Origin of the sequence: Luteimonas sp. TWI662 (assembly GCF_039673825.1) — a bacterium.
In the GTDB taxonomy this organism is placed as follows: Bacteria; Pseudomonadota; Gammaproteobacteria; order Xanthomonadales; family Xanthomonadaceae; genus Luteimonas.
Window position 1 is genome coordinate 12,972 of record NZ_JBDJMI010000029.1, and the last position, 22,562, is coordinate 35,533.

The 22,562-nt window shown below is 66.7% G+C and carries 25 protein-coding genes and 1 pseudogene; 18 read left to right on the top strand and 8 right to left on the bottom strand.

Features of this window, described 5'->3' with window-relative positions; all coding sequences use genetic code 11:
• The first annotated feature begins 15 nt into the window (after positions 1-15).
• From ABE488_RS15695 to ABE488_RS15720, 6 genes are all read left to right on the top strand, one after another.
• Positions 16-915, top strand: coding sequence for a restriction endonuclease (locus ABE488_RS15695; RefSeq protein ID WP_346449347.1), 900 nt, complete (start codon positions 16-18; stop codon positions 913-915).
• Positions 916-1,021: 106 nt separating this feature from the next.
• A complete protein-coding gene (locus tag ABE488_RS15700) occupies positions 1,022-2,671 on the top strand; it encodes a DUF4041 domain-containing protein (protein WP_346449349.1) in 1,650 nt (549 codons plus the stop codon).
• Between the two features lie 321 nt (positions 2,672-2,992).
• Positions 2,993-3,664 (top strand): hypothetical protein, encoded by a 672-nt coding sequence (locus ABE488_RS15705; RefSeq protein ID WP_346449351.1) that lies wholly within the window; start codon positions 2,993-2,995, stop codon positions 3,662-3,664.
• 366 nt (positions 3,665-4,030) lie between these two features.
• Positions 4,031-4,300, top strand: a complete 270-nt coding sequence (locus ABE488_RS15710) for a hypothetical protein (protein WP_346449352.1) — start codon at positions 4,031-4,033, stop codon at positions 4,298-4,300.
• A gap of 160 nt (positions 4,301-4,460) precedes the next feature.
• Complete coding sequence (locus tag ABE488_RS15715; protein WP_346449354.1) at positions 4,461-5,078, top strand: hypothetical protein; 618 nt, start codon at positions 4,461-4,463, stop codon at positions 5,076-5,078.
• Between the two features lie 61 nt (positions 5,079-5,139).
• On the top strand, positions 5,140-5,511 hold the full coding sequence (locus tag ABE488_RS15720) for a YajD family HNH nuclease (protein ID WP_346449356.1): 372 nt from the start codon (positions 5,140-5,142) through the stop codon (positions 5,509-5,511).
• Between the two features lie 230 nt (positions 5,512-5,741).
• Here ABE488_RS15720 and ABE488_RS15725 read toward each other — a convergent pair whose 3' ends face one another.
• Complete coding sequence (locus ABE488_RS15725) at positions 5,742-6,191, bottom strand: FKBP-type peptidyl-prolyl cis-trans isomerase (protein WP_346449358.1); 450 nt, start codon at positions 6,189-6,191, stop codon at positions 5,742-5,744.
• A gap of 133 nt (positions 6,192-6,324) precedes the next feature.
• Here ABE488_RS15725 and ABE488_RS15730 point away from each other — a divergent pair, with 133 nt between their 5' ends.
• The 5 genes from ABE488_RS15730 (at position 6,325) to ABE488_RS15750 (ending at position 9,845) form a co-directional block, all read left to right on the top strand.
• Positions 6,325-6,780: a DNA methylase gene (locus ABE488_RS15730; RefSeq protein WP_346449359.1), complete on the top strand. Its 456-nt coding sequence runs from the start codon at positions 6,325-6,327 to the stop codon at positions 6,778-6,780.
• A gap of 142 nt (positions 6,781-6,922) precedes the next feature.
• A complete protein-coding gene (locus tag ABE488_RS15735) occupies positions 6,923-7,903 on the top strand; it encodes an alpha/beta hydrolase (protein ID WP_346449361.1) in 981 nt (326 codons plus the stop codon).
• Positions 7,904-8,047: 144 nt separating this feature from the next.
• Positions 8,048-8,686 carry a hypothetical protein gene (locus tag ABE488_RS15740; protein WP_346449363.1) on the top strand — a complete coding sequence of 213 codons (639 nt, stop codon included), beginning with the start codon at positions 8,048-8,050 and terminating at the stop codon, positions 8,684-8,686.
• A gap of 128 nt (positions 8,687-8,814) precedes the next feature.
• Positions 8,815-9,387: a UDP-N-acetylglucosamine acyltransferase gene (locus tag ABE488_RS15745; protein WP_346449365.1), complete on the top strand. Its 573-nt coding sequence runs from the start codon at positions 8,815-8,817 to the stop codon at positions 9,385-9,387.
• Complete coding sequence (locus ABE488_RS15750; RefSeq protein ID WP_346449367.1) at positions 9,384-9,845, top strand: hypothetical protein; 462 nt, start codon at positions 9,384-9,386, stop codon at positions 9,843-9,845. The genes ABE488_RS15745 and ABE488_RS15750 overlap by 4 nt, the downstream gene beginning before the upstream one ends.
• A gap of 133 nt (positions 9,846-9,978) precedes the next feature.
• Here the strand turns inward: ABE488_RS15750 and ABE488_RS15755 are convergent, their stop codons facing one another.
• The 5 genes from ABE488_RS15755 to ABE488_RS15775 form a co-directional block, all read right to left on the bottom strand.
• The gene (locus ABE488_RS15755) at positions 9,979-10,275 is read right to left on the bottom strand and encodes a hypothetical protein (protein WP_346445608.1); all 297 of its coding nucleotides are present in this window, start codon (positions 10,273-10,275) and stop codon (positions 9,979-9,981) included.
• Entirely contained in the window at positions 10,272-11,588 is a 1,317-nt protein-coding gene (locus ABE488_RS15760; protein ID WP_346449368.1) for a TFIIB-type zinc ribbon-containing protein, read from the bottom strand. Before ABE488_RS15760 ends, ABE488_RS15755 begins: the two co-directional genes overlap by 4 nt.
• Positions 11,589-11,608: 20 nt before the next feature.
• Positions 11,609-12,769: an SPFH domain-containing protein gene (locus tag ABE488_RS15765; RefSeq protein WP_346449370.1), complete on the bottom strand. Its 1,161-nt coding sequence runs from the start codon at positions 12,767-12,769 to the stop codon at positions 11,609-11,611.
• A 140-nt stretch (positions 12,770-12,909) separates the two neighbouring features.
• On the bottom strand, positions 12,910-13,890 hold the full coding sequence (rlmF, locus tag ABE488_RS15770) for a 23S rRNA (adenine(1618)-N(6))-methyltransferase RlmF (protein WP_346449372.1): 981 nt from the start codon (positions 13,888-13,890) through the stop codon (positions 12,910-12,912).
• A gap of 30 nt (positions 13,891-13,920) precedes the next feature.
• Positions 13,921-14,145, bottom strand: coding sequence for a hypothetical protein (locus ABE488_RS15775; protein WP_346449374.1), 225 nt, complete (start codon positions 14,143-14,145; stop codon positions 13,921-13,923).
• A gap of 48 nt (positions 14,146-14,193) precedes the next feature.
• Between ABE488_RS15775 and ABE488_RS15780 the strand changes: the two genes are divergently transcribed.
• A complete protein-coding gene (locus ABE488_RS15780; RefSeq protein WP_346449375.1) occupies positions 14,194-14,646 on the top strand; it encodes a lipocalin-like domain-containing protein in 453 nt (150 codons plus the stop codon).
• A gap of 69 nt (positions 14,647-14,715) precedes the next feature.
• Here the strand turns inward: ABE488_RS15780 and ABE488_RS15785 are convergent, their stop codons facing one another.
• Positions 14,716-14,946 carry a helix-turn-helix transcriptional regulator gene (locus ABE488_RS15785; protein ID WP_346449377.1) on the bottom strand — a complete coding sequence of 77 codons (231 nt, stop codon included), beginning with the start codon at positions 14,944-14,946 and terminating at the stop codon, positions 14,716-14,718.
• Between the two features lie 115 nt (positions 14,947-15,061).
• Here ABE488_RS15785 and ABE488_RS15790 point away from each other — a divergent pair, with 115 nt between their 5' ends.
• Complete coding sequence (locus ABE488_RS15790; protein ID WP_346449379.1) at positions 15,062-15,559, top strand: hypothetical protein; 498 nt, start codon at positions 15,062-15,064, stop codon at positions 15,557-15,559.
• Positions 15,560-15,619: 60 nt separating this feature from the next.
• Here ABE488_RS15790 and ABE488_RS15795 read toward each other — a convergent pair whose 3' ends face one another.
• Complete coding sequence (locus ABE488_RS15795) at positions 15,620-16,804, bottom strand: S1 family peptidase (RefSeq protein WP_346449381.1); 1,185 nt, start codon at positions 16,802-16,804, stop codon at positions 15,620-15,622.
• A 550-nt stretch (positions 16,805-17,354) separates the two neighbouring features.
• Here ABE488_RS15795 and ABE488_RS15800 point away from each other — a divergent pair.
• From ABE488_RS15800 to ABE488_RS15820, 5 genes and pseudogenes are all read left to right on the top strand, one after another.
• A complete protein-coding gene (locus tag ABE488_RS15800; RefSeq protein ID WP_183425521.1) occupies positions 17,355-17,627 on the top strand; it encodes a hypothetical protein in 273 nt (90 codons plus the stop codon).
• A gap of 243 nt (positions 17,628-17,870) precedes the next feature.
• Positions 17,871-18,746: an ABC transporter substrate-binding protein gene (locus ABE488_RS15805; protein WP_346449383.1), complete on the top strand. Its 876-nt coding sequence runs from the start codon at positions 17,871-17,873 to the stop codon at positions 18,744-18,746.
• A 280-nt stretch (positions 18,747-19,026) separates the two neighbouring features.
• A pseudogene (locus ABE488_RS15810) lies at positions 19,027-19,125 on the top strand (methyltransferase); the annotation flags it as partial.
• 122 nt (positions 19,126-19,247) lie between these two features.
• Positions 19,248-21,425, top strand: a complete 2,178-nt coding sequence (locus ABE488_RS15815; RefSeq protein ID WP_346449385.1) for an EAL domain-containing protein — start codon at positions 19,248-19,250, stop codon at positions 21,423-21,425.
• A 70-nt stretch (positions 21,426-21,495) separates the two neighbouring features.
• Complete coding sequence (locus tag ABE488_RS15820) at positions 21,496-22,542, top strand: LD-carboxypeptidase (RefSeq protein ID WP_346445594.1); 1,047 nt, start codon at positions 21,496-21,498, stop codon at positions 22,540-22,542.
• Positions 22,543-22,562: the final 20 nt, after the last annotated feature.

The following is a 22,562-nucleotide window of genomic DNA, read 5'->3' on the forward strand; positions in this document are numbered from 1 at the left end:
CAGTCAGGGGGCGGCATGCGACAGGGGCTTAGGCGGGTGGCGCATCGTCGGGACGATGCGCTGGCAGGGGTGCGGTGGGACCGGCTGGAGCATCTGCTCGCCGCGCACTATCGCCACGCGGGTTATCAGGTCGCACACGTGGGGACGGGCGCGGCGGTTGGCCGGTTCGATGGCGGTGTCGATCTGGAGTTGCGGCGTAATGGGCGACTGCTGCTGGTGCAGGTCAAGCACTGGAACGCCTACAAGGTGCCGCACAACGACGTGCATCAACTGATCGGCGTGATGGTCAACGCCAGGGCCGATGGGGCCATTGTCGTGACCAGCGGTGAGTTCACCCGTGCCGCGATTGAAGCCGCCGCCCGCAACGGGCATGTGCAACTGATCGACGGCGACGAACTCCGCGCCATGCTCGGCCCACTGCCGGACGCAGCGCCTGCCGCAACCCGCGCCGTCGGCACGCAGGCCGCCCAGGTCGGCGAGCACCTACTGAATGCCGCACTAAGTCGCGCTGTGCCTGCTGGCCGTAAGGCCGCGACGTCGTATGCCAAAGCCACCGGCATGGCGCTTTTGCTTAAGTTCGCAGCGTTGTGCTTCCTCTTGCTGGTTGGACATCAAGTGATCCAAGGCCTGAGCCGGAACTTGAACCTGAGCCTCCAGAACGTCGAGCGATCTGCCGTCGTCGGGCCGGCGCGTTACGAAGCGTCGCCACCGAAGGTGCCATCTCGGGCAGTGGCTACGTCGGTGCCTGCAGTTCCCAACTTCTGTATCGAACGCGACCCTCGCACAGGCATGACCGTCGATCGCTGCGTCGAACACGCTACGCGTTCGAAGCCGACGGCCGCAGAAGTCCGTGAGTCACAACGTAAGGCGGATGCCGCAATGGATGTGCTGCGACATTCCACGCCGGAGATGTGAGTGCCTCGCTTGGTAGCGCGTCGGCTAGGTCGAAACGCTGTGACCGATACGTTTTGCGTTTGCTCTGCCCCTAGCGCTTTAGCGCGCCAATGAGGAAGGAGGTTTTATGGGATGGATGATGTTCTTGTTGGCTCTGATCGCTCTGGCAGTTCTGATGCTGATGCGAAGGCGTGAATCCGCACAGGCCGCTCAGTCTGCACGAGAAGTTGATGCTCGATACAGGTCTGCCGAGGCAGCTTGGCGACTCGCCAACGAAGCACTGATGGCTGAGAACAGCAGCCTGCAGATTTTTCGGGATGTACGGGATGCCTCAGTTGAAGCTTCTCGACTTCGCAGCGAGGCAAGTGCGGCGCTCGCGGCCGCTGAACAGGAGGCTGGCAATATTCGAGACAAGGCGCTCGCAGATGCGCAGTCAGTTCGGGACGAGGCAAGTCGGGAATCTGAAGAGCTACGACGCGTCGCCCGTCAGGGTAACGCCGAGGCTCGGCAGAAGGCGGAAGCACTGATCAAGGATGCAAACGATCGCGCTGCTCGTTTGATCATCGACGCAGAGGTGCGCGCCGATGAAATTGCGGGCGATGCTTATAGGGCATTGAAGGACGTCCAGAAGATCGAGCAAGCCGCGATCGCGATGCGGAACGTGATTGAGGGGTATGGAGACCGATACCTACGGCCCACGTACAGTTTGCTGGATGAACTGGCAGACGATCTGAGCTTTGACGAGGCAGGTCGAGAGTTGAAGAAAGCTCGTGCCAATACCCGGAGCATGATCGAGTCTGATCGTGCGGCAGTTTGCGAGTACGTTGAGAGGAATCGTCGCGAGACCGCTGTGCGATTCGTACTGGACGCTTTCAACGGAAAGGTAGACACCATCCTTAGCCGAGTGAAGTCAGACAACGCAGGCACGCTCGAACAGCAGATCCACGATGCGTTTGCGTTGGTGAATCACAATGGCAATGCATTCCGCGCAGCCCGTATCACACCCGAGTTTCGTGACAGCCGGTTGTCAGAGTTGAAGTGGGCGGCGGCAGCGACTGCGCTGAAGGAGCGCGAGCGAGACGAACAGCGCCGAATCCGGGAGCAAATCCGTGAGGAGGAACGTGCTCGGCGTGAGATCGAGCGTGCACTTCGCGAGGCTGCCAAGGAAGAGGACGCGTTGCAGAAGGCCGTCGCTCGTGCCGAAGCGCAGGTGGCTAAGGCCAGCGAGGCGCAGCGCGTCCAGCTCGAGAAGCAACTGGCTGAGTTGCAGTTGAAGCTCGCTGAGGCCGAAGTTCGAAATCGAAGGGCGCTTTCGATGGCGCAGCAGACGAAAGCTGGCCATGTGTACGTGATCTCCAATGTCGGATCGTTCGGTGAGCACTTCTTCAAGATCGGAATGACGCGGCGACTGGAGCCTTGGGATCGGGTCCGCGAGCTGAGCGACGCCAGTGTGCCGTTTCCTTTCGATGTTCACGCCATGATATGGACCGACGACGCGCCTGCCTTGGAGAACGTTCTGCATAAGAGCTTTGTCACGGCGCAGGTCAACAAGGTCAATCCGCGTAAGGAGTTCTTCCGCGTATCGATCGGAGAACTTCGTAATGTCGTCGAGAGCACCGGAATCAAAGCAATGTGGACGCTGGCTGCGGAAGCCGCTCAGTACCGGGAAACTCGGGCGATTGAAGAAGATCTCGAACAGAGAAACGCGGATGCGCAGCGTTGGCTCCAACTGCAAATGGAAGTTCCGCCAGAAGAGCTTGTTGCGGATGAGGCCTGACGTGAGGCGCATCGCGAGCTGCGACCGAGCAGATCTTTCGGTTGTTTCTCGCGTGACTTGATCTTTGAGCGCGGCCGTAGCAGACTCGTTTTTAAGGAGCGTCGAAACTCCTCTTAGAGCGGTCCCCACCTCCGTCAAACCGGTGGGTTTTTTGTGCCCGTGCGCTTGTTCGCGGGCATGGACCGACGCGATGTCTGCGTCGGGAGGGCGGCTAATACAACACCCTTCGGGGAAATACGCCCGCCGGCTCTAAGCGGTTTCGAACCTCCCGACTTCCCGTCCTCCGTCTGGCGGACGGGCACTTCATGGAATGAGGCGGCGATGATGGCGAAGTTCGAGACGGAAGATCATGGGGCGTTTGCCTATCTGCTGTCCGAGGATGGTGGGCTGCGGCTGCGCAAGCTGTACCAGCACCTTGAGTTGCTGGCGCGTCTGTCGGAGCCCCGCATAGGTGAGCAGGAAAGCGGGCCGCCGATCGATACCCCGGCGCTGTCTAGTTACTTCGAAATGCTGGCGGAGCAGGTGCAGTTGGTGATGGATGAGGTGTCCGAGCCGAACTCCTTGCAAAGGCCAAGCGGGACGGCGGCTGCGACGGAGGAAGCCGAGGACGGCGATGAAGCCGGCAGTTCGGATGCGGCGTTCCCCGTCGGCTCGGACGCTCCGGGCGCGTCCGTAGACCACGATTATGCGTTCGGCGTGACGCTCGATCAGCTCGACGAAGTGAACCGGCTGCTCGATCAGTTGACGGCGCAAGGCGATCTCTTGATGGCCAGTGAAGGCGGGGAGCTCGCGCTGGGCACGCTGATTGTCACGGGCACCACCATCTTCAATGACGCCGATGCCGCGCACACGATCATGCGGCAGGTGAGCTCGCAACCTCTCGACGACGAGCCCTCGCCAGGCCTTCGGGTTCGGGAGGTGCCGCCGCTGTACAACGTGCATGCGGGTGGAGCCGCCAAGCCGCAGCGCGACCATCGCAGCGATCTGCATTGAGCGAGCGCGGCCCGCAGCCGCGTTGCGTGCTGCGGGTCGCATCGGTGTCTGCGTTCGCTCGCACGATTTGCAGGAGTGGTTTTTGCTGGCCCGCCGCACGCTCCAACGAAAAGGGTGATGCGCCGCCGCGCGTACACCGGTGCCGGTACGTTGACGACGCGGATGTCGGCGTAAGCTTTGCCCGCCAGCGACCGCTTGATGGGCGCAGCATACAAACGTCTTTCTGCCATCTAGGGGCTGCCCTAGATAGGGAAATGAGCGGTCTTTCACCTGCCATTTACGTAGTCCAATCTCGCCTGAAGGCGCATGGAGGCGACTGCAAGAACGCCGCTATATTCCTGACTCCCCCGAAGCAGGAGAACCCGAATGTTGCTCACCCCTCAGCGCCGTAGAGCGGCGCAAATGATCGGCGTGGCGCTTGTCGCCTCTGTGGCTCTTGGTGGCTGTGCCACCTACAAGGAAGACTTCGCACGCATCGACTCGCGCCTGGACTCCCTCGACTCGCGTGTGCAGGGTGCGGCCCAGAGTGCGGAATCCGCCAACCAGTCCGCGACGCAGGCCAACCAGCGCCTGGATCAGATGGAGCGTCGCGTCCAGCAGCTCGAAACGGCGCCGCGCCGTACGCCGCGCGGTTGATCTGATCGAACCGGGACCTGCGGGCCTGCCGGCCACGGGTCCCGGTGTTTCATCCGTTTTGTCGAGGAGTTGTTGCATGGTTCAGTCCACACACGCTGCGAGGCGGGTCTTTCACGGTGCCCTGTTGCTTGCGTTGGCTTCCGCGAGTGTGGGCGTGGCGATGGCCGAAGATGCCGCGGCGCTGCCTGCCGCTTCGGTCGACCAGCTTCCGCCGGGGCAAGAGGTGTCCGACACGGTGATCGAGCTGGCGGGCTGGGTCATCGCGGCCAACGACAATCACGGCTATCCGTTCGCGGTGATGGACAAGGCCGCCGCGCAGATCCTGGTGTTCGGTGGCGACGGCAAGCTGCGTGGCGCAGCCCCCGGGCTGTTCGGGTCTGCGGTCGGCGACCACGCAGCGCCTGGCATCGCCGGCCTTGCGCTTCGCGAGATTCCGGGGCGCGATCGCACCACGCCGGCCGGTCGCTTCGTGGGCGGCTATGGGCCGTCGATCGATGCCGGGCGCGTGCTTTGGGTGGACTACGACTCCGCGGTCTCGCTGCACCCGACTGCGAGCGGCACGCCGGCCGAGCGACGCGCCGAACGTCTGGCATCGCCGTCACCGGACGACAATCGCGTCACCCACGGTTGTATCAACGTCGCATCGGACTTCTATGAGCAGGTTGTCCGCTCGACGTTCGAGAAGGGGGGCGTGTTCTACATCCTGCCGGACAAGGATTCGATTGCCGAGACCTTTCCGGACTTCGCGGCAAGCCACGCGGCGAAGGGCGCCGATTGATTCGAAGTCGCGGCGCCCTGGGCATGCGCCTGGCGCCGTCACGTGGCGCTACACTCCGACCATGTCGACACCCGACCAGACCAGGCTCGACAGCATCGTTGCCGAGGCGCGCCGGAGCGCTGAGCAGCGCAACAACGGATACCGCGAGCGGGCGTTGAAGCTGTACCCGTGGATCTGCGGCCGCTGCGCGCGTGAGTTCACCCGCGCCAACCTGCGCGAGTTGACGGTGCACCACCGCAACCACAACCACGACGACAATCCGGCCGATGGCAGCAATTGGGAGTTGCTGTGCATCTACTGCCACGACAACGAGCATGCCCGCCAACTCGACCACACCGGCGTGAGCGCGCGCAACGCCGAGGACGTGCCGGCCGCGGCCACGTCCAACCCGTTTGCGGATCTGAAGGCGCGGCTTGAGAAGGCGCGGTCATGAGTGGCATCGTGCAGCGTCGTGATGGCTCGCTGCGGCGACCGCTGGGCGCCGCTCGTTTAGCTCAGGTGGGAATAGTCTCGATGGCGAGCCGATAAGAACCTTATGATGCGGCGCCAGCTCTATAAGGTTTCTCGCATTTCCTTTTAGTCTGCGGTGAAGGCGGCGCTCAACAACCTGCTTGCTGAAGGAATCGTTCGTCCGGTCAACCTCAGCAACCGCGACTCGCACCGTCATTGTCGGTGCGGCCGGACCTCCAACAGCTCCACCTCGAACACCAGTGATGCGCCCGGCGGGATCACCTTGCCGGCACCGCTGCTGCCGTAGCCGAGCCAGGCGGGAATGTGCAGTTCCCGCGTGCCTCCGGGCCGCATGCCGGCCACGCCCTCGTCCCAGCCGCGGATCACACGGCCGGCGCCCAGTTCGAACACGAAGGGCTGGCCGCGGTCGCGCGAACTGTCGAACTTGGCCCCGCGCTTGTCGGGCGCGTGCTCGTCGTAGAGCCAGCCGGTGTAGTGCACCGCCACTTCGTCGCCGGCTGCTGCGGGGGCGCCTTCGCCCACGGTCATATCGTTGCGCTGCAACTCGGCAACGTCGCCTCCAGTGTAGGGCGCTGGACCGCCGCACGCGGCGAGCAGCAGGACAGCGAGCAGGGCGGCATGGCGGTGCGTTCGAAGGGACATGGCAAAAAAGAACGGCGAAGGGGCGGGGCAGCATAGCGCCAAGCGCCGCTCACCGCGCCGGGTTCACAGCGGCCATGGCGAACTGTGAGCAAGCGCCTGGGCCTGTCCAGTGCGCGTACGGAGAAGAGGACGCATGCGTCGCCAGTTGCTGCCGCGCGATCTCGGCTTCGAGATCAAGCCCCATGACGAGTCGACCCTGTTCAAGTGGTTCCTGGCCAGTTTCCTGTTCGGCAACCGCATCTCGCAGACCATCGCGGCCGAGACGTGGCGGGTGATCGTGGAGGTGCATGGCCGCGACACGCCGCGCAAGCTTGGCGCCTGCAGCCATGCGCAACTGGTGCGAATGCTCGGCGAAGGCGGCTACCGACGTTACGACGAGTCCACCGCGACCCGCCTCTCTCTGCTGTGCCGGACGCTGATCGACGACTACGACGGCCGCATCCTCGGCATCGCCGAAGCCGCCGGCAGCCGCGAAGACTTCGAGCGTCGCCTGCTCGCGTTCAAGGGCGCGGGGCCAGTGACGCTGGGGATCTTCATGCGGGAGGCGGGGGCGGCTGTCATCGGAGATGGGGAGCACGACTCGGAGTGATGGTCCCGGGGCGCCTCATGCCGAAATCCGACCATTGGGTGCGTCACCAAACCGCGCTAGTGTGTTTACTCACGATCTTCGCTCTGAGGAGCGGCAGGGCGGAACAATGCGTCGAACGATGGGTCGCTTGCTAGGACTTTCCATGCTGTTCGCCTCTGGCGTGCTGCCGGTGGTCGTGATCGCCCAGCCGGCACCGAGGCAGTCCACCCTCGAAGCACCGCCATCGGACGATGCACCGACAGCCCAGGCTTCGATGGTTTACTGGCGAGAGATCCCCCTTTGGCCGGAGGACTCTCAGGTGCTGCAGGCGGGCATCCAAGCGCTGGCGCACGAGGCATGGGCGCTCACGCATCCCAGCATGCTGGTTTACCGGCCGACGGGCCGTTCAGCGAGCGCCGCAGTACTGGTCTTCCCGGGCGGTGGCTACAAGGCGCTGGGGATCGGACCAGCAAGCACACTGGGCCTGTATGGGTCGGATGTCTGCAAGTGGTTGACCGATGCCGGCATCACCTGCGTGCTGGTCAAGTACCGTGTGCCCAACACGGGCTGCAACTGGAATCCCGAAACGAAGCGGCATGAGTCGCCCGCTATTCCCATGGCGCTACAAGACGCGCAGCGGGCGATGTCTCTGGTGCGCCACAACGCCGACGTATGGGGGGTCGATCCCCATCGCATCGGCGTCATGGGATTTTCCGCGGGCGGTCATCTGGCAGTGTTGGCGAGTACGGCGTATGTCTCGCGCACCTACGAACCCGTCGATGCGGCGGACCGGACGCGCCTCCGCCCAGATTTCGCGATCCCGGTCTATCCCGGGCACCTGACCATGGCGCACAAGAACCTGCGCCCCTCGGATTCGCCGGCAGCACGTGAACTCAATACGGACATCGTGGTGTCCGCGGCGGTGCCGCCGACATTGCTCATCCATGCAAAGGACGATTCGGTCGATCCCGTCGAATACTCCGAGGTCTACGCAGCGGCTTTGCGCGACGCGGGTGCGAATGTGACGCTGATTCGGTATGAGACGGGCGGACATGCGTTCGGCATGCGCCCACAGGGTACCGACAGCGACCGTTGGACGCAGGATGCACTGCGCTGGTTGGACGAAATCGGTTTACTCCGCTAGCTCGCTCTTACCGCAATGCCGGCAAATCGACTGGAGCAGGGACGTACATTGCATACCTTCCGAGCGTCTGCGAGCGCTCTCGTCAAGCCGGCACCCACGCGATAAACTTCGCATTCCGGCAGACGCCGGGGGGGGGGCAAGGGAATGCGGGATTTAGGGGGGCTGCTCGCGACGCTGTGCGCGTCGATTTTCAGCCTGGGTATCGTGGCGGCGGCTCCTGCGGAGTTCGCGGTTGGCGAGCCGACGCCGGTGCGTGATGCACGGCTGGCGGAAGGCGCGGTGGCGGGGACAAGCCAGGCAGAGTGGACCGCTCGATGGTGGCGCTGGGCAATGGGGCAATGGATCGCGCCGTATCTCGACCCGGACGGGCGCTGGTGCGCCATCGGCCAGAATCCCGACAGCCCGGTCTGGTTCCTCGCCGGCACCGATGGCAGCTTCACGCCGAAGCGGCGCTGCGTGGTGCCTGAAGGCAAGTATCTGCTGGTTCCGGTCATCAATACGTACTTCCAGGGCAGCGGTGCCGTGGAAGCCGATGTCTGTGCGGCGGCGCAGGGCTGGGTGGCGGTGAACAACGATCAGCTGGTCAGCGCGGTGGCGATGCTCGATGCTCGATGGTCGGCCCGTCGGCGATGTCCGGGCATTGCGCGTGCCCAGCGATGGCTGCTTCCAGCTCGATCCCGACACGCCATCCGCGCTGTCAGCGTCAGACGGCTACTGGTTGATGATCGCGCCGCTGCCGCGTGGCCGGCACACGCTCAGCATCGGTGCCAACTACGCGCCTAGCGACACGGGCTATGGCGGGATGCATCAGAACTTCGAGTACACGCTCGATGTGGGCGGCGAGACGTTGTTGTCGCTCGTCGTTCGTTAGGTCCATCAATCACGCCGGTCACGGCAATCAGGGGGAAACAATGAAGAAGTTCGTCGGCGCGATGCTCATCGCGCTTGGTCTCGTGGGTTGTGCATCGAATCCGCCGCTCAACTTCTCGGTCCCGAATGTCGGGGTCAGTCAGAACAAGGTCGATGCCGACATGCGCTCGCTCACGGTGACGCTTGCACGTCCGGACGAAGCGAAGGGCAAGATCCCGGCGGACGCGCAGTACGGAATTCCGCAGATGTGGGAGAACGCGCTCACTGAAGCCCTGAACCGGATGGCCGTGTTCGACGACAACTCCCTTCGCAAGGTCAGTCTGTCGGTCAAGGTGCTCGAACTGGACATCCCGATGTTCGGTGCCTCGATGACGACCTCCACCACTGCGCGCTACGAGCTGATCGATCGCGCTACCGGGGCGATCATCTACACCCAGGACATCAGCGCGGACGGCGTCGTGCCGGCCGGGTATGCGTTCGCGGGCGTCATCCGGGCGCGTGAGTCGATCAATCGATCCGTCCAGAACAACATCGCGCAATTCCTGCAGGCGCTGGAAACGGTGGATGCCTCGCGGCCGATGTTCCCGTCAGGCCGGACCGAAACGTCGCCATGAAGGCGGTCTGGATCGCGGTGGCGCTGATGACGGCAGGTTGCGTGCCCAACGTCAGACCCGACAGTTACTCGGTCGGTAGCGTCGGACAGGTGAACCGGACGACCGAAGGCACCATCATCAGCGCGCGCACGGTCACTATCGACGGCTCGCGTGGCGGCGGTGCGGCTGCCGGTGGCGCGGCCGGTGCGGTCGCTGGTTCTCAGATCGGAGGCAGCGATGCCGCAGGCGCCGTCGGCGCGATCGGAGGGCTTGTCGTGGGCGCCATCGCAGGCGCTGCTGTCGAGCGCAGTGCGTCCACGCAGCACGGCATCGAGTACGTTGTCGAGACCAGAAACGGGAACCTGATGACGGTGGTCCAGGGCGCCGATCCCGCCTTGCCTCCGGGTAGCAAGGTCCTGGTGCTGTACGGAAGTCCGGCCAGGATCATCGCCGACCCGCGCGAACGATCAAAGCCCTGACTGCAGGGCCGTGCCGTCATCGCGAGCTGGGGCGCAACGCGCATCCAGGCGTGCGGATGGGGACGAGGGGCCGACCGGTCGCATTCCGACCGGTCGGGCCAGCGGTTGTGCCGATCGTCCCGACCGTCTCGGATCAGTCGGGTGCGTCGCGTCGATCGTCTTGCACGGTCCCAGCGTCCACACTCGCCACCCGCCGTACCCGCGCCCGGTAGTCGTGCACGTTGTCGCCGCGGATGCGGGTCGCCTGCGTGCCTTTCACGGTGCCGACCTTGGTGTTGGTGCCGGTGACGGGCTTGGCCTCCACGGTGGTCTCGCGCTCGAAGGCGTGTGACTTGTCGGTGTTGCGATAGAACCGGTACAGGCCCCAGTACAGGGCGGTCGCGCCCAGGGGGCCGGCGGCCAGCAGCCAGAGTCCGTTTTCGTCGCTCATACGGTGCTCACCAGAAATGCGATGACGGCCGATTCGATGATCGTGCCGGTGACCAGCGCGGCCAGCAGCAGCTTCCACTGCTGCACCGGCACGCTGCCCATGGTTTCGCCGGTGCGGCCGTTGACGGCGATGTAGTGCAGCAGGCCGCCGTTCCTGCCGGGCTGGTGGTAGGAGTACAACCACACCGGCAGGTACATCGACACCCAGCGCGTCCCGTGGACCTCGAGCTGTTCCTGTTCCCAGCGCACGCCGCGGTTGTAGCGGCGCACCGACTTCACGACCTGGGCGCGGGCGATCGACAGCAGCTGGTCCTCCAGCCGTGGGCGAAGGTGTTCGACATCGCGATTGCGCTTCTCGGAGGTAAATCCGTTCAAGTAGGACGCATTCCATTTCACCGCGTTCTTGGTGTCGAACGGCAGGATGGTATTGATGATGTTGTTGGTGTTGGCCGTGGTATCGAGATTGCCCCGCTCGGCGGACGACTCCAGGGGCAGGTCGTCGACGGTGAAGTCGATGTGGCGCTCCACGCTGTAGACGTCGGCATCGTAGTACGTGGTCTTCTTGTCGCCGGTGCCGTGGGTGTACTCGCGGGTCTTGATTTCCCCGTGGCCTGCGACCGAGGCGCTCGCGTTACCGTCCACGATCATATAGGGCAGGTAGACGCCAACGACGTTCTCGGGAGTGAACTCCTTCTTGAACCGCCCGAGCGCCAGCAGCCGACGCTTGTCGACGAACTGGCGGATACGCGCGACCGCGTCATCCTTCTTGATGTGGAACGGCAGCACGGCGTCTGGCACGGCGCCGTTGGGCACCTGCTCGTTGATGCCGAAGACGTGGCGGCACCAGTGGCAGCGCGCGGTCATGGTGCTCTCGGTGTTGACCGTGACCTCGGCGCCGCAACCGGCGCACTTGAACGTCATCAGGCTGGCGGCATCGGCGTCGATGTCACGCGCGCCCGAGGCGATGACCGTCCCGCGCAGTGTGTCGATGCCTTCGCCGAAGCCAAACGCCTCCTCCACGCGCTCGCCGTGCCATTCGTTGCGGCAGTACTGGCAGACGAGCAGGTCGGTGCCGGGCTTGTGGCGGATGTCGGTCGAGCCGCACTTGGGGCAACGGTTGAGGCCGTCGCGCAGTTCGGCCGACGCGGTGTCGATGGCGACGGGGTCGGGCGCCTCGAGCTCGTCGCGGATCGCGCCCGGCAGCGTGGCCGGGTCGATGGGATGCGTCCCGGGCAGCGGCGGGACATCGCGCGGCGAGCCCGGGCCGTCGACGGGCCGGGCCGGCAACGGCGGGGGCAGCTTGGAGTCGGACATGGGCGCGGTTGCCGGTGGCCTTACAGACCCAATGCCTTGGCCTTGAGCGCGTCGTAATCGGCCTGCGTGATCAGGCCGAGGTCGAGCATCTCCTTGGCCTTGGTGAGCTTGGCGACCGGGTCGTCGGCAGCAGGGGCCGCGGCTGCGGGCGGTGTGGTGGGCTGCTGCAGGCTGCCGAGCCCGCCGGCCATGCCGGAGGCCATGCCCAGGCCGACCAGGCCCGCGGCACCGCCGTTCTCGCCCGCCGACTGCATGCCCTGCGCGACGCTGGCCTGCAGGTTGGAATTGCCGCGAGCGCCGGCCAGCGCGTCGGCGCGCTGCACGGTCTTGAGCAGTTCGCGGGTGTTGGCGTCGTACTCGATCGAGACGATCGCGGTCTTGACGATCGCAAGCCCGCGATCGGACTTCCACTGGTAGCCCTGTTCGACGGCGGCCGACAGGCTCTGGGCGAAGCCCAGCGAATCCTGCTGCAGCTTGGTGATGCGATTGCCCTTGGCCGGATCGTTGGTGTACAGGCTGAAGGCCGGGGCGAGCGAGCCGACGACTTCGTTGAACAACTGGCTGGCCGCGGCGTTGTCGATGTCGGTGAAGTCGAACACCTGGCCCGGCTGCAGGTAGCTGGCGGGCACGAAGTTCTTCACGAACAGGATCGGGTCGACGATCTTGAGCGTGTACGAGCCGCGGGTGATCGCGCCGACCTGGGTGCCGAGGAAGCCGTCATCCCAGTAGATCTCCGACTGGGTGCCGAAGCGGTTGTCCGGCAGTTCCTTGAGCGAGACGAAGAACGCGGCCTGCTGGGCGCCGGGCTGGCCGCCGAACTTGAAGCGCTCCCAGCTCTGGCGGATCAGCGGGCTGACGATGCCGTCGCCGGCGAAGATCGATTGCGAGTTGACGTCATCGGAACGCCACTCGTAGCCGCCGGGTTCGGCCACGAAGCCGGTGATCGCGCCGTCCTGGAACAGCAGCAGGCCGTAGCCTTCGGGCACGACGATCTTCGAGCCGTTGGTGATGATATTGCTCGAGCCACGGGTGTTGGCCCCACGCCCGGCGTTGGTGCCCTGGGGCACGGCCGCGAACAGGGCGGCGGTCGGGGGCAGCCCCGCCGGCACCGTGAGGAAGTCCTTCCACTGGTCCGCGAGCACGCCGCCGACCGCGCCTTTCACTGCCTGCACAAGACCCATGGACACTCCTGCGTTCGATCGGCGGGCCCTGTGCCTGCCGTGTCGTCGGACTATACCCGCGCTGGTGGCTGTCGCGCGTTGGGGACATCCGCAAGTTCAGCGAGGCCGCAGGTCGGCGCGGCGCGGCCCCGCCGAGGGCGTCAGGGCTGGCCTGCTCGCCACTGCGCACGGGCAGGGGCATCGTGGAAGGTCCAGGCCACGAAGCGGCTCTGTTTGCTGCCTTGGGCCATCGCGACTTCGCACACCTCGGCGGCCTCGGCCTGGCGCAGTTGCCGGCGCAGGCCCGAAAGATGCTCGGCGCGGGCGACGAGGCTGGTGAACCACAGCACCTGCCGGCCGATGCCGGCGCTTTCGCGGACCATCTTGCGCAGGAACTCGGCTTCGCCACCCGGGCACCACAGTTCGTGGTCGTGGCCGCCGAAGTTGGGGACCGGCGGCGATGCGCGCCCAGCGGGCGGCGCCTTGCCGAGTTGGCGGCGCTTGCGCTGATGCGCCCCGGCGGCTTCGGCGGCGGAGGCATGGAAGGGCGGATTGCACAGCGTGAGGTCGAAACGCTCGTCCGCGCGCACGACGGTCTGGAAGATGCGGTTGCGTGCCGGCTGGTGGCGCAGCGCGATGGCCTTGTCGAGACGATTGGCGTGGACGATCGCGGTCGCGACCTGCAACGAAGTGGCGTCGACGTCGCTGCCGACGAAGCGCCAGCCGTACTCGGCGTGGCCGAGCAGCGGGTAGATGCAACTGGCGCCGACGCCGACATCGAGCACGCGCACCGAGGCGCCGCGCGGGATCGTGCCATCGCCAGAGGCGGCGAGCAGGTCGGCCAGGCCATGCAGGTAGTCGGCGCGGCCGGGGATCGGTGGACACAGCGCGCCGTCGGGCAGGTCCCAATGCGCGATGCCGTAGTCGCTGCGCAGGATCGCCCGGTTGAGCGCGCGCACCGCGGCGGGGTCGTCGAAGGCGATGCTGGTCTCGCCGCGCGGGGTGGTCAGCAGGTGGTCGGCCAGGTCCGGGCTGGCAGCGACCAGCCGGGAAAAGTCGTAGCGGCCCTGATGGCGGTTACGCGGGTGCAGGGTGGGGGCGCCACGCGCAGCGGTGCGGGCGGCGCCGGAAGAAGCGGGCATGCGGACACTCGGTGGGACGGACGGCGGGCGTCAGTATGATGCGTCCTCCATCGCTGGAGCAGGCGCGAGAACCGCGGACGGCGCATCGCCTGCCGTGGTGCCATGCGCGCGAGGGGCGGCGTGGTCGCGACCTGGCAGCGACGGGGGAAATGCCACAATCGTGGCGTCGATCACGTCGTCACGGAGAATCCGGCCATGCGTTTCGTATCCCTTGCGCCGTTGTTGTTCGCGATCGCCGCGCCGCTGGCGGCTCATGCCCAGTCGCAGCCCGCCCAGTCGCTGCCCGTCACAGGAGCCCCCCCGATGCCTCACGCCAGTCCTGCGAATCCGGCATCGGCCGTCGAAGGCACGTGGCGACTGGTGTCCTACGAGGTGGAGGTCAAGGCCACCGGAGAGACCTTCCCGCCGATGGGCGAGACGCCCTCGGGGTACACGATCTTCGCGCCTGAAGGGCGGGTGTGGTTCATGCTCACCGCGCAGGGCCGCGAGCCTGGCGATAGCGAGCGCGAGAAGGCGCGGCTGCTGGAAACGGTGATCGCCTACACCGGCCGCTACCGGATCGAAGGCGATGCCTGGATCACCGCCGTGGATGTCGCATGGAACCCGGCCTGGGTCGGCACCGAGCAGCGGCGGCAATTCAAGCTCGAGGGCGACCGGCTGCAGGTGCTCACGCCGTGGCGGGTGATGCCCAACTGGGCCGACAAGGGCGAGACGCGCAGCATCATCACCTTCGAGCGCGCGCACGACACCCGATAGGCGCCTTGGTCCCTTGCTCGCTGGATGAGGCGCCGCCGCCTCGGCTGCGCCTTTGGCTGGTCCCGGTCTTCACGCCGCCCCCCCGCGGGGCGGCGTCATCAGTTCTGCGGCGCTGACGCCCAGCGCACGGGCAAGCCGGTGGATGTTGAGCAGCGAGATGTTGCGCGTGCCGCGCTCCACGCCGCCCAGGTAGCTTCGGGCGAGACCACTCTCCAGGGCCAGGCCCTCCTGCGAAAAGCCTTTGGCCTTACGAACCTCGGCAAGGCGCTGCCCGAAGAGCGTTCTAGGGTCTGCCTCCATTGAAATCGCCCTCGTTGGATGGGGGGAGGCTAGGCAGGTGGACGCTATCGGGCCACGCTCTATGAGAGCACGCACTATGAGTGACAATTGCCGCATCCGTTGCTAGTCTCGTGCGATGACGAGGTTCGGTGCAGCGCCACCCGGCAGGCCGCGCCGAGCGCAGGCAATGAGCAGGAGAAACGCCATGGAAGCACCGGTATCGCATCGCGCCTTGGCGCGCCGGTTGACGGCGCTGGGGTCCCAGGCCGGCGTCGAGTTGGACCGCAGTTCGCTCGATGAGGTGATAGGCGCGCTGCTTGGTCACGCTGGCGACGACGATGCGGATGCGGGGATTGCCGGTTTCGACGCGGCGCGATTGGGCATGCTGCAGCGCGCTGCGCAGCGTGAATCGGAAGACAGCTTGGGACGGTTGCGTTGCCTGCTCGAATTGCTCGACAGCGCGCTCGAGCTTGGCACCCTGCCGCTGTCCCGGGATTCATTGCATCGCCTGAGCTACCACCTGCTCCGGACGCTGTCTGATCACGAGCGGTGGCGGGCGTTGGCATCGAATGCGATCTACTACCGCGACCATCCCGAACTCGCTGCGCGAGTCGCCGAGGCTGTAGGCGCGTAGCGGGTCGCCAGCGCGGCACCCCTGCAATCCGGGGTGCCGCGTCACAGGACAAGGGAGTGCTCAGTTCGTGACAAGGTTGACGCCATAGCTGGTGAGCATCGGCGTCAGCCGCTGGTACCAACTGCGGCGCTGGCTCTGCGCGATGCCGCAGTTGGTGCCGTCGCTGCCGAGTGCACCGCCCGAGGTCACACCCTGGGCGTGGCCGGCCGAGGAGATCCACGAGCCGCCTGAGTCCCCCTGGCCGGCGCAGGCGTTGGACTCGCGCAGCCCGTTCACCGTGCCCTGGGCGTAGTTCACGCTGACATTGGTGCGGGTGATCGTGCCGCAACGCCAGCCGGTGCGATAGCCGGAGCGGCATACGGCCGAACCGACGGCGGCCTCGGTACTGCCGACCACCGGCGTGGTGCTGCTGCCGCTGTACTGCCACACGCGGCCGAACAGCGTGTCCTGCTGGCGCACGGTGGCCCACGCGGCGTCGGAGCCGGGGAACGTGCTGGATTGGAAGCTGCCGACGGTCGTGCCATTGATGCGGACCGTCGTGCCCGCACTGCCGCAGTGGCCGGCGGTCACGAAGCCCTTGGTGCTGCCGCGGGTCACCGGGAAACCGATCGAGCAGCCGTTGTACTGGATGCCGCCGTAGATGTTGATCAGCGTGGACGGGATCTGCTCGGAGACTTCGAAGTGCAGCGCACCGGTATCGACATCGCTGCGCGCCAGGAAGTCCATCACCGCGTCGGTGCGGCCGGCGCCCGGCGACAGCGTGACGACGACGCGGTTGTTGGGCAGGTCGACGCCCCAGGATTGCACGCCGTCGAGCCGGCGCATGATGCGCGAGGTGGCCGACTGGTCGAGCGCGTGCACGGCCTGTTCGAGTTCGTAGAGGCTGTAGCGCACTTGGCGAACCTCGGCGCCCTCGACCGCAGGCAGCCGCTGGCCGCCCTGGACCGCGGTGCCGACGATCAGGCGGGGATGCCCGTCGGCGTCGTGTTCGATCCAGGTGCCGGCGTAACTGTCGCCATAGCGCTGGCGCGCTGCGGCTTCGGTCGCCGGTACCTTGCGCTCGGCATCCACGCTCATGCGGTACTGGTCCTGGGTCATGCCCAGGTCGCGTTCCAGTGCGGCGACCATGCCGGGGTCCAGGGTCGGCAGGCCGGGTTGCGCGGCCAGGGCGCCGCCGCCTGCGGCAGCGGCCGAGAGCAGGGCGAGGGCGAGGGTGCGGCGGACCGCTGCGTGCAGGGTGTGCATGGGTGCTTGCTCCTTGTGCATTCGAAGTGGGCCGTCCCAGCGGTCCGCCTCGGGTCCGACGTCGAGGGCACATCGCAGTGCGTGGTCGTCGGCCGCCGCGTCCATCCGTCGACGGCACGGGTGGGCGTGGCGCGCCGCAGTACCTGACACGACCGCGGGGGTCGATGTCGACGGCCCGATGGCGGCGAAACGATGGGCGTCCAACACTGCGATTGCCGTCCGGCATCCTGATCCGGAACGAGCTTGCTGACACGACGCGCCGCGATTGCAAGGCCTGTGCCGCGTGTTCCCGGCGCATTTCGACCCTAGGGCGGTCGAGCGACTGCGGTCAAGCGCGTGGGCGCTGACTGAATGCCAACCAGCGCTCCTTTTTCGACATTGGTGCGGTCGCGCTGCGCCGGCCGGCGGGAAACTGTGCGCTCGGTCTGCAATGGTGTGTCGAGCGGGTCGCGATACGGCAGACGCTGTCATACGGGCGCCACCCGCATTCAATCGCCTGGTCTTGCGGCGCATGCATGATGCGGGTTCCCCCCAGCGAATGGAGATCACGATGAAGACGCGGACAATCACCGGGGTGCTGCTGCTGGCGGCCCTGTCGAGCACGGCGGCGTTCGCCGCACGCCATCATTACGACGTCGTCGGCGAAGGCTATGGACGCACCCAGCAGGAAGCGCTCGAGTACGCCGAGCGCGCCGCCTACGAGCAGTGCTACAACAACTGGGGCCAGGCCGGTCAGGAGCTCACCGTGTTGGCGGAGTGGGTCGATCCGGCCACCGGCTACATCCACATGCGCGTGTCGCTGGGTTGCACCGTCGACGACTGATCGCGGCGCCGCATCATCGATTCGGCAATCGCCGGCTCCGCGGGGGCCGGCGAGATCGACGCGATGCCCGAGGCCACCCGTGAACGACGGGGCATGGGTGCGTCGAAGCGACAGCGGGTGCCGGCCCGCTAGTGCCGACCGCGGCGCAGGGCATGCACGGAATGCACGCGACGGCCGCCGACCGCTGCCGGCATCGGTGCATTCCTTTACCCTGTGCGGCCGCCCGCTGCGCAAGTCGTCCGCATGAAGCTGCAACTGTCCCTCGAGTGGTTCCTCAATCCCGACCATCTGCCGTTGATTGCCGGCATCGAGCTGGGCTGGTATCGCGACGCTGGCCTCGATCTCGAACTGCGGGTGCCCGACGACCATTACGACGGCTTGGCGGCGGTGGCCGCCGGCGAGATCGCATTCGCCTGCAACGAGCCGTTGCACATGATCGATGCCGACCGGCCCGGCCTGCGTGCGCTGGGCTGTTTCTTCGAGACCGACGGCGGCATCGTGCTGCAGCGCGATGCGGGCAGGCGCCTGCTCGAAGGCGGCAGCGTGCGTTTGGCCTCCCCGGTCGCGGGCGGCGTCACCGATGCGATCGCCGTGGAGATCCTGGCGCGCTGGTGCACGGCGCGGGGCGCCGCGTTCGACCCTGCACAGGTGCGGATCGAAAGTGCCGGGTTCGAGCATCTGGCCAACCTGCGCGCCGGCTTCGATGGTGCCTGGCTGTGCTTCGCCAACTTCGAGGGTGTCGAGGCACGGCAAGCCGGGCTGGACACCGACTTCATCACCACCGATGAGGTGGGCCTGGCGAACTTCTCGGCGCTGGAACTGTTCACCTCGCACGGCGTTCTTGCCGAGCACCCCGAGGTGGTCGCGACCGTGACCCGGCTGATCGGGCAGGGCGCGCGGCTGTGCCGCGACGATCCCGGCCAGGCGGCCGCGCTGTGGTACGCCTACAGCGGCACCGCGCCGACGCCGCTGATGGACGCGATCATTGCCGACACCTGCCCGCGACTGATCGACCCGGTGGTGCGCGATTCGACGCGCTGGCACGCCATGTGGGCGCAGTTCGACCGTCTGGGGCTGAGCCAGGTCGATCGCGACGGCTACGCCGCGCTGTACGCATAAAACCGCCGCGCGCTGGGGCGAGCGCGAGTACCGGCCTCTGATTGCACTGGCATCCGGCGCGCCCGGGTGGGATCGGGCGCATTGACGCTGTGTCTCCTGAAATGTATCTTTTAATGATACGAATTGGCGTCTTGCTGCGACCCCGTTCCCGGATCAGATCCCCATGACGCCCGACCGCATGTTCCACTGCGCGGCAGACCGCGCATGGCACGCGTCGACGCGTCGCCGTTCGATGATCCGACGGCCGTCGCGTCCTACGCCGCGACGACGCCGGCCAACGCCGGACGAGGAGGAGGCGCTGCTGCGCGAAGCCGGCTTCAACGACGTGGCGCTGTTCTATGCGGCGTTCTCGTTTCGCGGCTGGGTCGCCACCGCCTGAATTCAGCGCGATGCGGGGCGGTGGCAAGGCGGGGTATTCCGGGGACGGCCGGCGGCGTCACGATCACTGTGCGCCGGCCGGGAACAGACTAATCTGATGGCCAATCGCCAAGGTATTCGCCGATGGGCCCCGTTCCGTTCCCGATCCCGCCCGACGAAGCGCTGCGGGCCAGCACACTGGCCGAGTATCACGTGCTCGACACGCCGCCGGAGCTGGAGTTCGATCGGCTGGTGCAACTGGCCTCGCGGCTGTTCTCGGTGCCGATCGTGCTGATCTCGCTGGTGGCCAGCGACCGCCAGGTGTTCAAGGCGCGCGTCGGCCTGGATCTGTGCGAGACCGACCGCGACGTGTCGTTCTGCGCGCACGCGATCCTGCAGGACGACGTCATGCTGGTGCCCGATGCGCTGGAGGATCCGCGCTTTGCGGACAATCCATTGGTGCTGGGCCCGCCGTTCATCCGTTTCTACGCCGGCAAACCGCTGGTGACGCCGGGCGGCCAGCGGCTGGGCACCGTGTGCCTGATCGATACCCAGCCGCACCAAGAGTTCAGCCAGGCCGAGCGCGACAACCTGTCGGATATCGCCGAACTGGTCATGGACCGCATGGAGTTGTTGCGACTCGAGCACGTGCGGGCGATCGGCCAGGCGCGGTTCGAGAACATCGCCGCGACCTCGCCCGACGCGATCATCTGCACGACCGACACCGGCGTGGTCACCTTCTGGAATCACGCTGCCGAGCGGCTGTTCGGCTACGCCGCCGAGGAGGCGACCGGCCGGTGCGGCAGCCTGATCGTGCCCGAGAGCTGGCGCAGCGCGTACTTCGGGGATCTGGCGCGCTTGCGCGATGGCGGCGAGATCGCGGCCATCGGGCGCACGATCGTGCGCTCGGGCCTGCGCCGCGACGGCAGCGAGTTTCCCGCCGAGATCTCGTTGTCCTCGTGGCAGGAGGGGCGGACGCGCAGCATCGGCGCGATCGTGCGCGACATCACCGAGCGCCGGCGCAACGAGGACCGGCTCTACCGCCTGGCCTCGCTCGATGCGCTGACCGAACTGCCCAACCGCGCCGCGTGGCGCGCCTGTATCCAGGAGACGCTCGAGCAGGGGACGCCGGTCTCGGTGCTGCTGCTGGACCTGGACGGGTTCAAGGAGGTCAACGACACCCTGGGTCATTCGGCCGGCGACCACGTCCTCAAGCTGGTGGCCGCGCGCTTGAAGGCCGAATGTCCCGACGCGCGGATGATCGCGCGACTGGGCGGCGACGAGTTCGTGCTGCTGCTGGCCGGTGACGACCGCCGCGCGGCCGCTGCGCTGGCCGGTGGCCTGGTGCATGCCTTGTCGCGGCCCTACGACTTGCCGGGGCACGCGTTCGAGATTGGCGCCAGCGTCGGGATCTCGCTGTACCCGGCGCATGGCACGCGCGCCGAGGATCTGCTCGGCGCAGCGGACCTGGCGCTGTACCGGGCCAAGGCGGCGGGCAAGGGCCGCTACGTGGTGTTCGAACCCGCATTCCGCGAGGTCGCGGTGGCGCGCCGGGAGTTCGAACGCGAACTGCGGCGGGCTTTCGAGCAGGACCAGTTCGTGCTGCTCTATCAGCCGCAGGTCGTCACGCGCGATGGCCGGATCTGCGGCGCCGAGGCGCTGCTGCGCTGGCAGCATCCCACGCGCGGGCTGTTGTCGCCGGTCTCGTTCATCGATGTGCTGGCGCAGAAGCCGATCGCGCCCGCGGTGGGGGAATGGATCATGCGCACGGCCTGCGGCCATGCGCGTGCCTGGCGCGAACGGGTGCCGGGATTCCGGATCGGCGTGAACCTGTTCGAGGCGCAGCTGCGCTCTGCGCAGTTGCGCAACGTCGTCGAGCGCGTGCTGGGCGAGACCGGCCTGGCGCCCGAGGCGCTGGAACTGGAACTGCTCGAGAACACCATGATGCGCAACGACGCCGCGACGCTGAAGCTGCTGCAGTCGCTGCGTGCGATGGGCCTGGGCCTGGCCTTCGACGACTATGGCACCGGCTTCGCATCGCTGAGCCTGCTCAAACGTTTTCCGGTGAGCAGGCTGAAGATCGACCGCTCGTTCGTGCGCGACCTGATCAGCGATCCGGAGGACGCGGCCATCGTCCGCGCGGTGATCTACCTGGGGCGCAGCTTCGGTCTGGAGGTCATCGCCGAAGGCGTGGAGACGAAGGCGCAGCTCGACTTCCTGGCCGCGAACCAATGCACGCAGGCGCAAGGCTATCTGTTCGGACGGCCGATGACCGCGCAGGCGTTCACGTCTGAACTGGCGCGTGCGGCGGTCCTGCCCTGAGCGATCGGCGGGGATTGGTGTCGGGCGTCGCGATTGCTAGGCTGCGGCAACTCCCGATCGACAGAGCGACATGCACCGGCGACAGTTCCTCTCCAATGCCGCACTGACTGCGCTGGCGTCCGCGCTGCCGCTGGGCGCGCTCGCCCAACAGGCACGGGCCATGTCGCCCGGCGCGCTGCTCGCACCGGCGCTGCGGCCCGGCGACACCGTCGGCCTGATCAGTCCGTCATCGCCGGTGGATGAGCCGGTCGATCTCGAACTGGCGCAGGAGGTGATGCGCGCGCTGGGCTTCAAGGTCAAGACCGGGGCGCATTTCGCCGGCCGACGCGGCCACCTGGCCGGCAGCGATGCCGAGCGGGCAGGGGACCTCAACGCGATGTTCGCCGATCCCCAGGTGCGGGCGGTGATCTGCGTGCGGGGCGGCTCGGGCGCGGCGCGGCTGCTGCCCCTGCTCGATTACGACACGATCGCGCGCAATCCCAAGGTGCTGCTGGGCTACTCGGACATCACCGCGCTGCACAGCGCGATCCACGCACGCACTGGGCTGGTGACCTTCCACGGCCCCAACGGCAGCGGCAGTTGGAACCGCTTCAACGCCGATCAGTTCCGCCGGCTGTTCTTCGCGCGCGAGGCGATGGTCTATCGCAATGCGGTGGACGATGCCGACGAACTGGTGCCGCGCCGCAACCGCACGACGACCATGACCGGCGGGCGCGCGCAGGGCGTGCTGGTCGGCGGCAACCTGACTGTGCTCAGCGCGCTCGCCGGCTCGCCGTACCTGCCCGATTTCGACGGCAAGATCCTGTTCCTGGAGGACGTGGACGAAGCGCCGTACCGCATCGACCGGATGCTCAGTACGCTCAAGCTGATGGGCGCGCTCGATCGGATCGCCGGCCTGATCTTCGGCCAGTGCACCGACTGCGACCCGGGCCCGGGCTACGGATCGCTGACGCTGGCGCAGATCCTCGAGGATCATGTCCGGCCGCTGGGCATTCCGGCTTATCGCGGCGCGATGATCGGTCATGTGCGCGAGCAGTTCATCGTGCCGGTGGGTGGCCGCGTCGCGATGGATGCCGATGCTGGCGAGTTCCGCCTGCTGGGACCTGTGCTGGCCTGAGCGACACCTCCTGGCGTCGA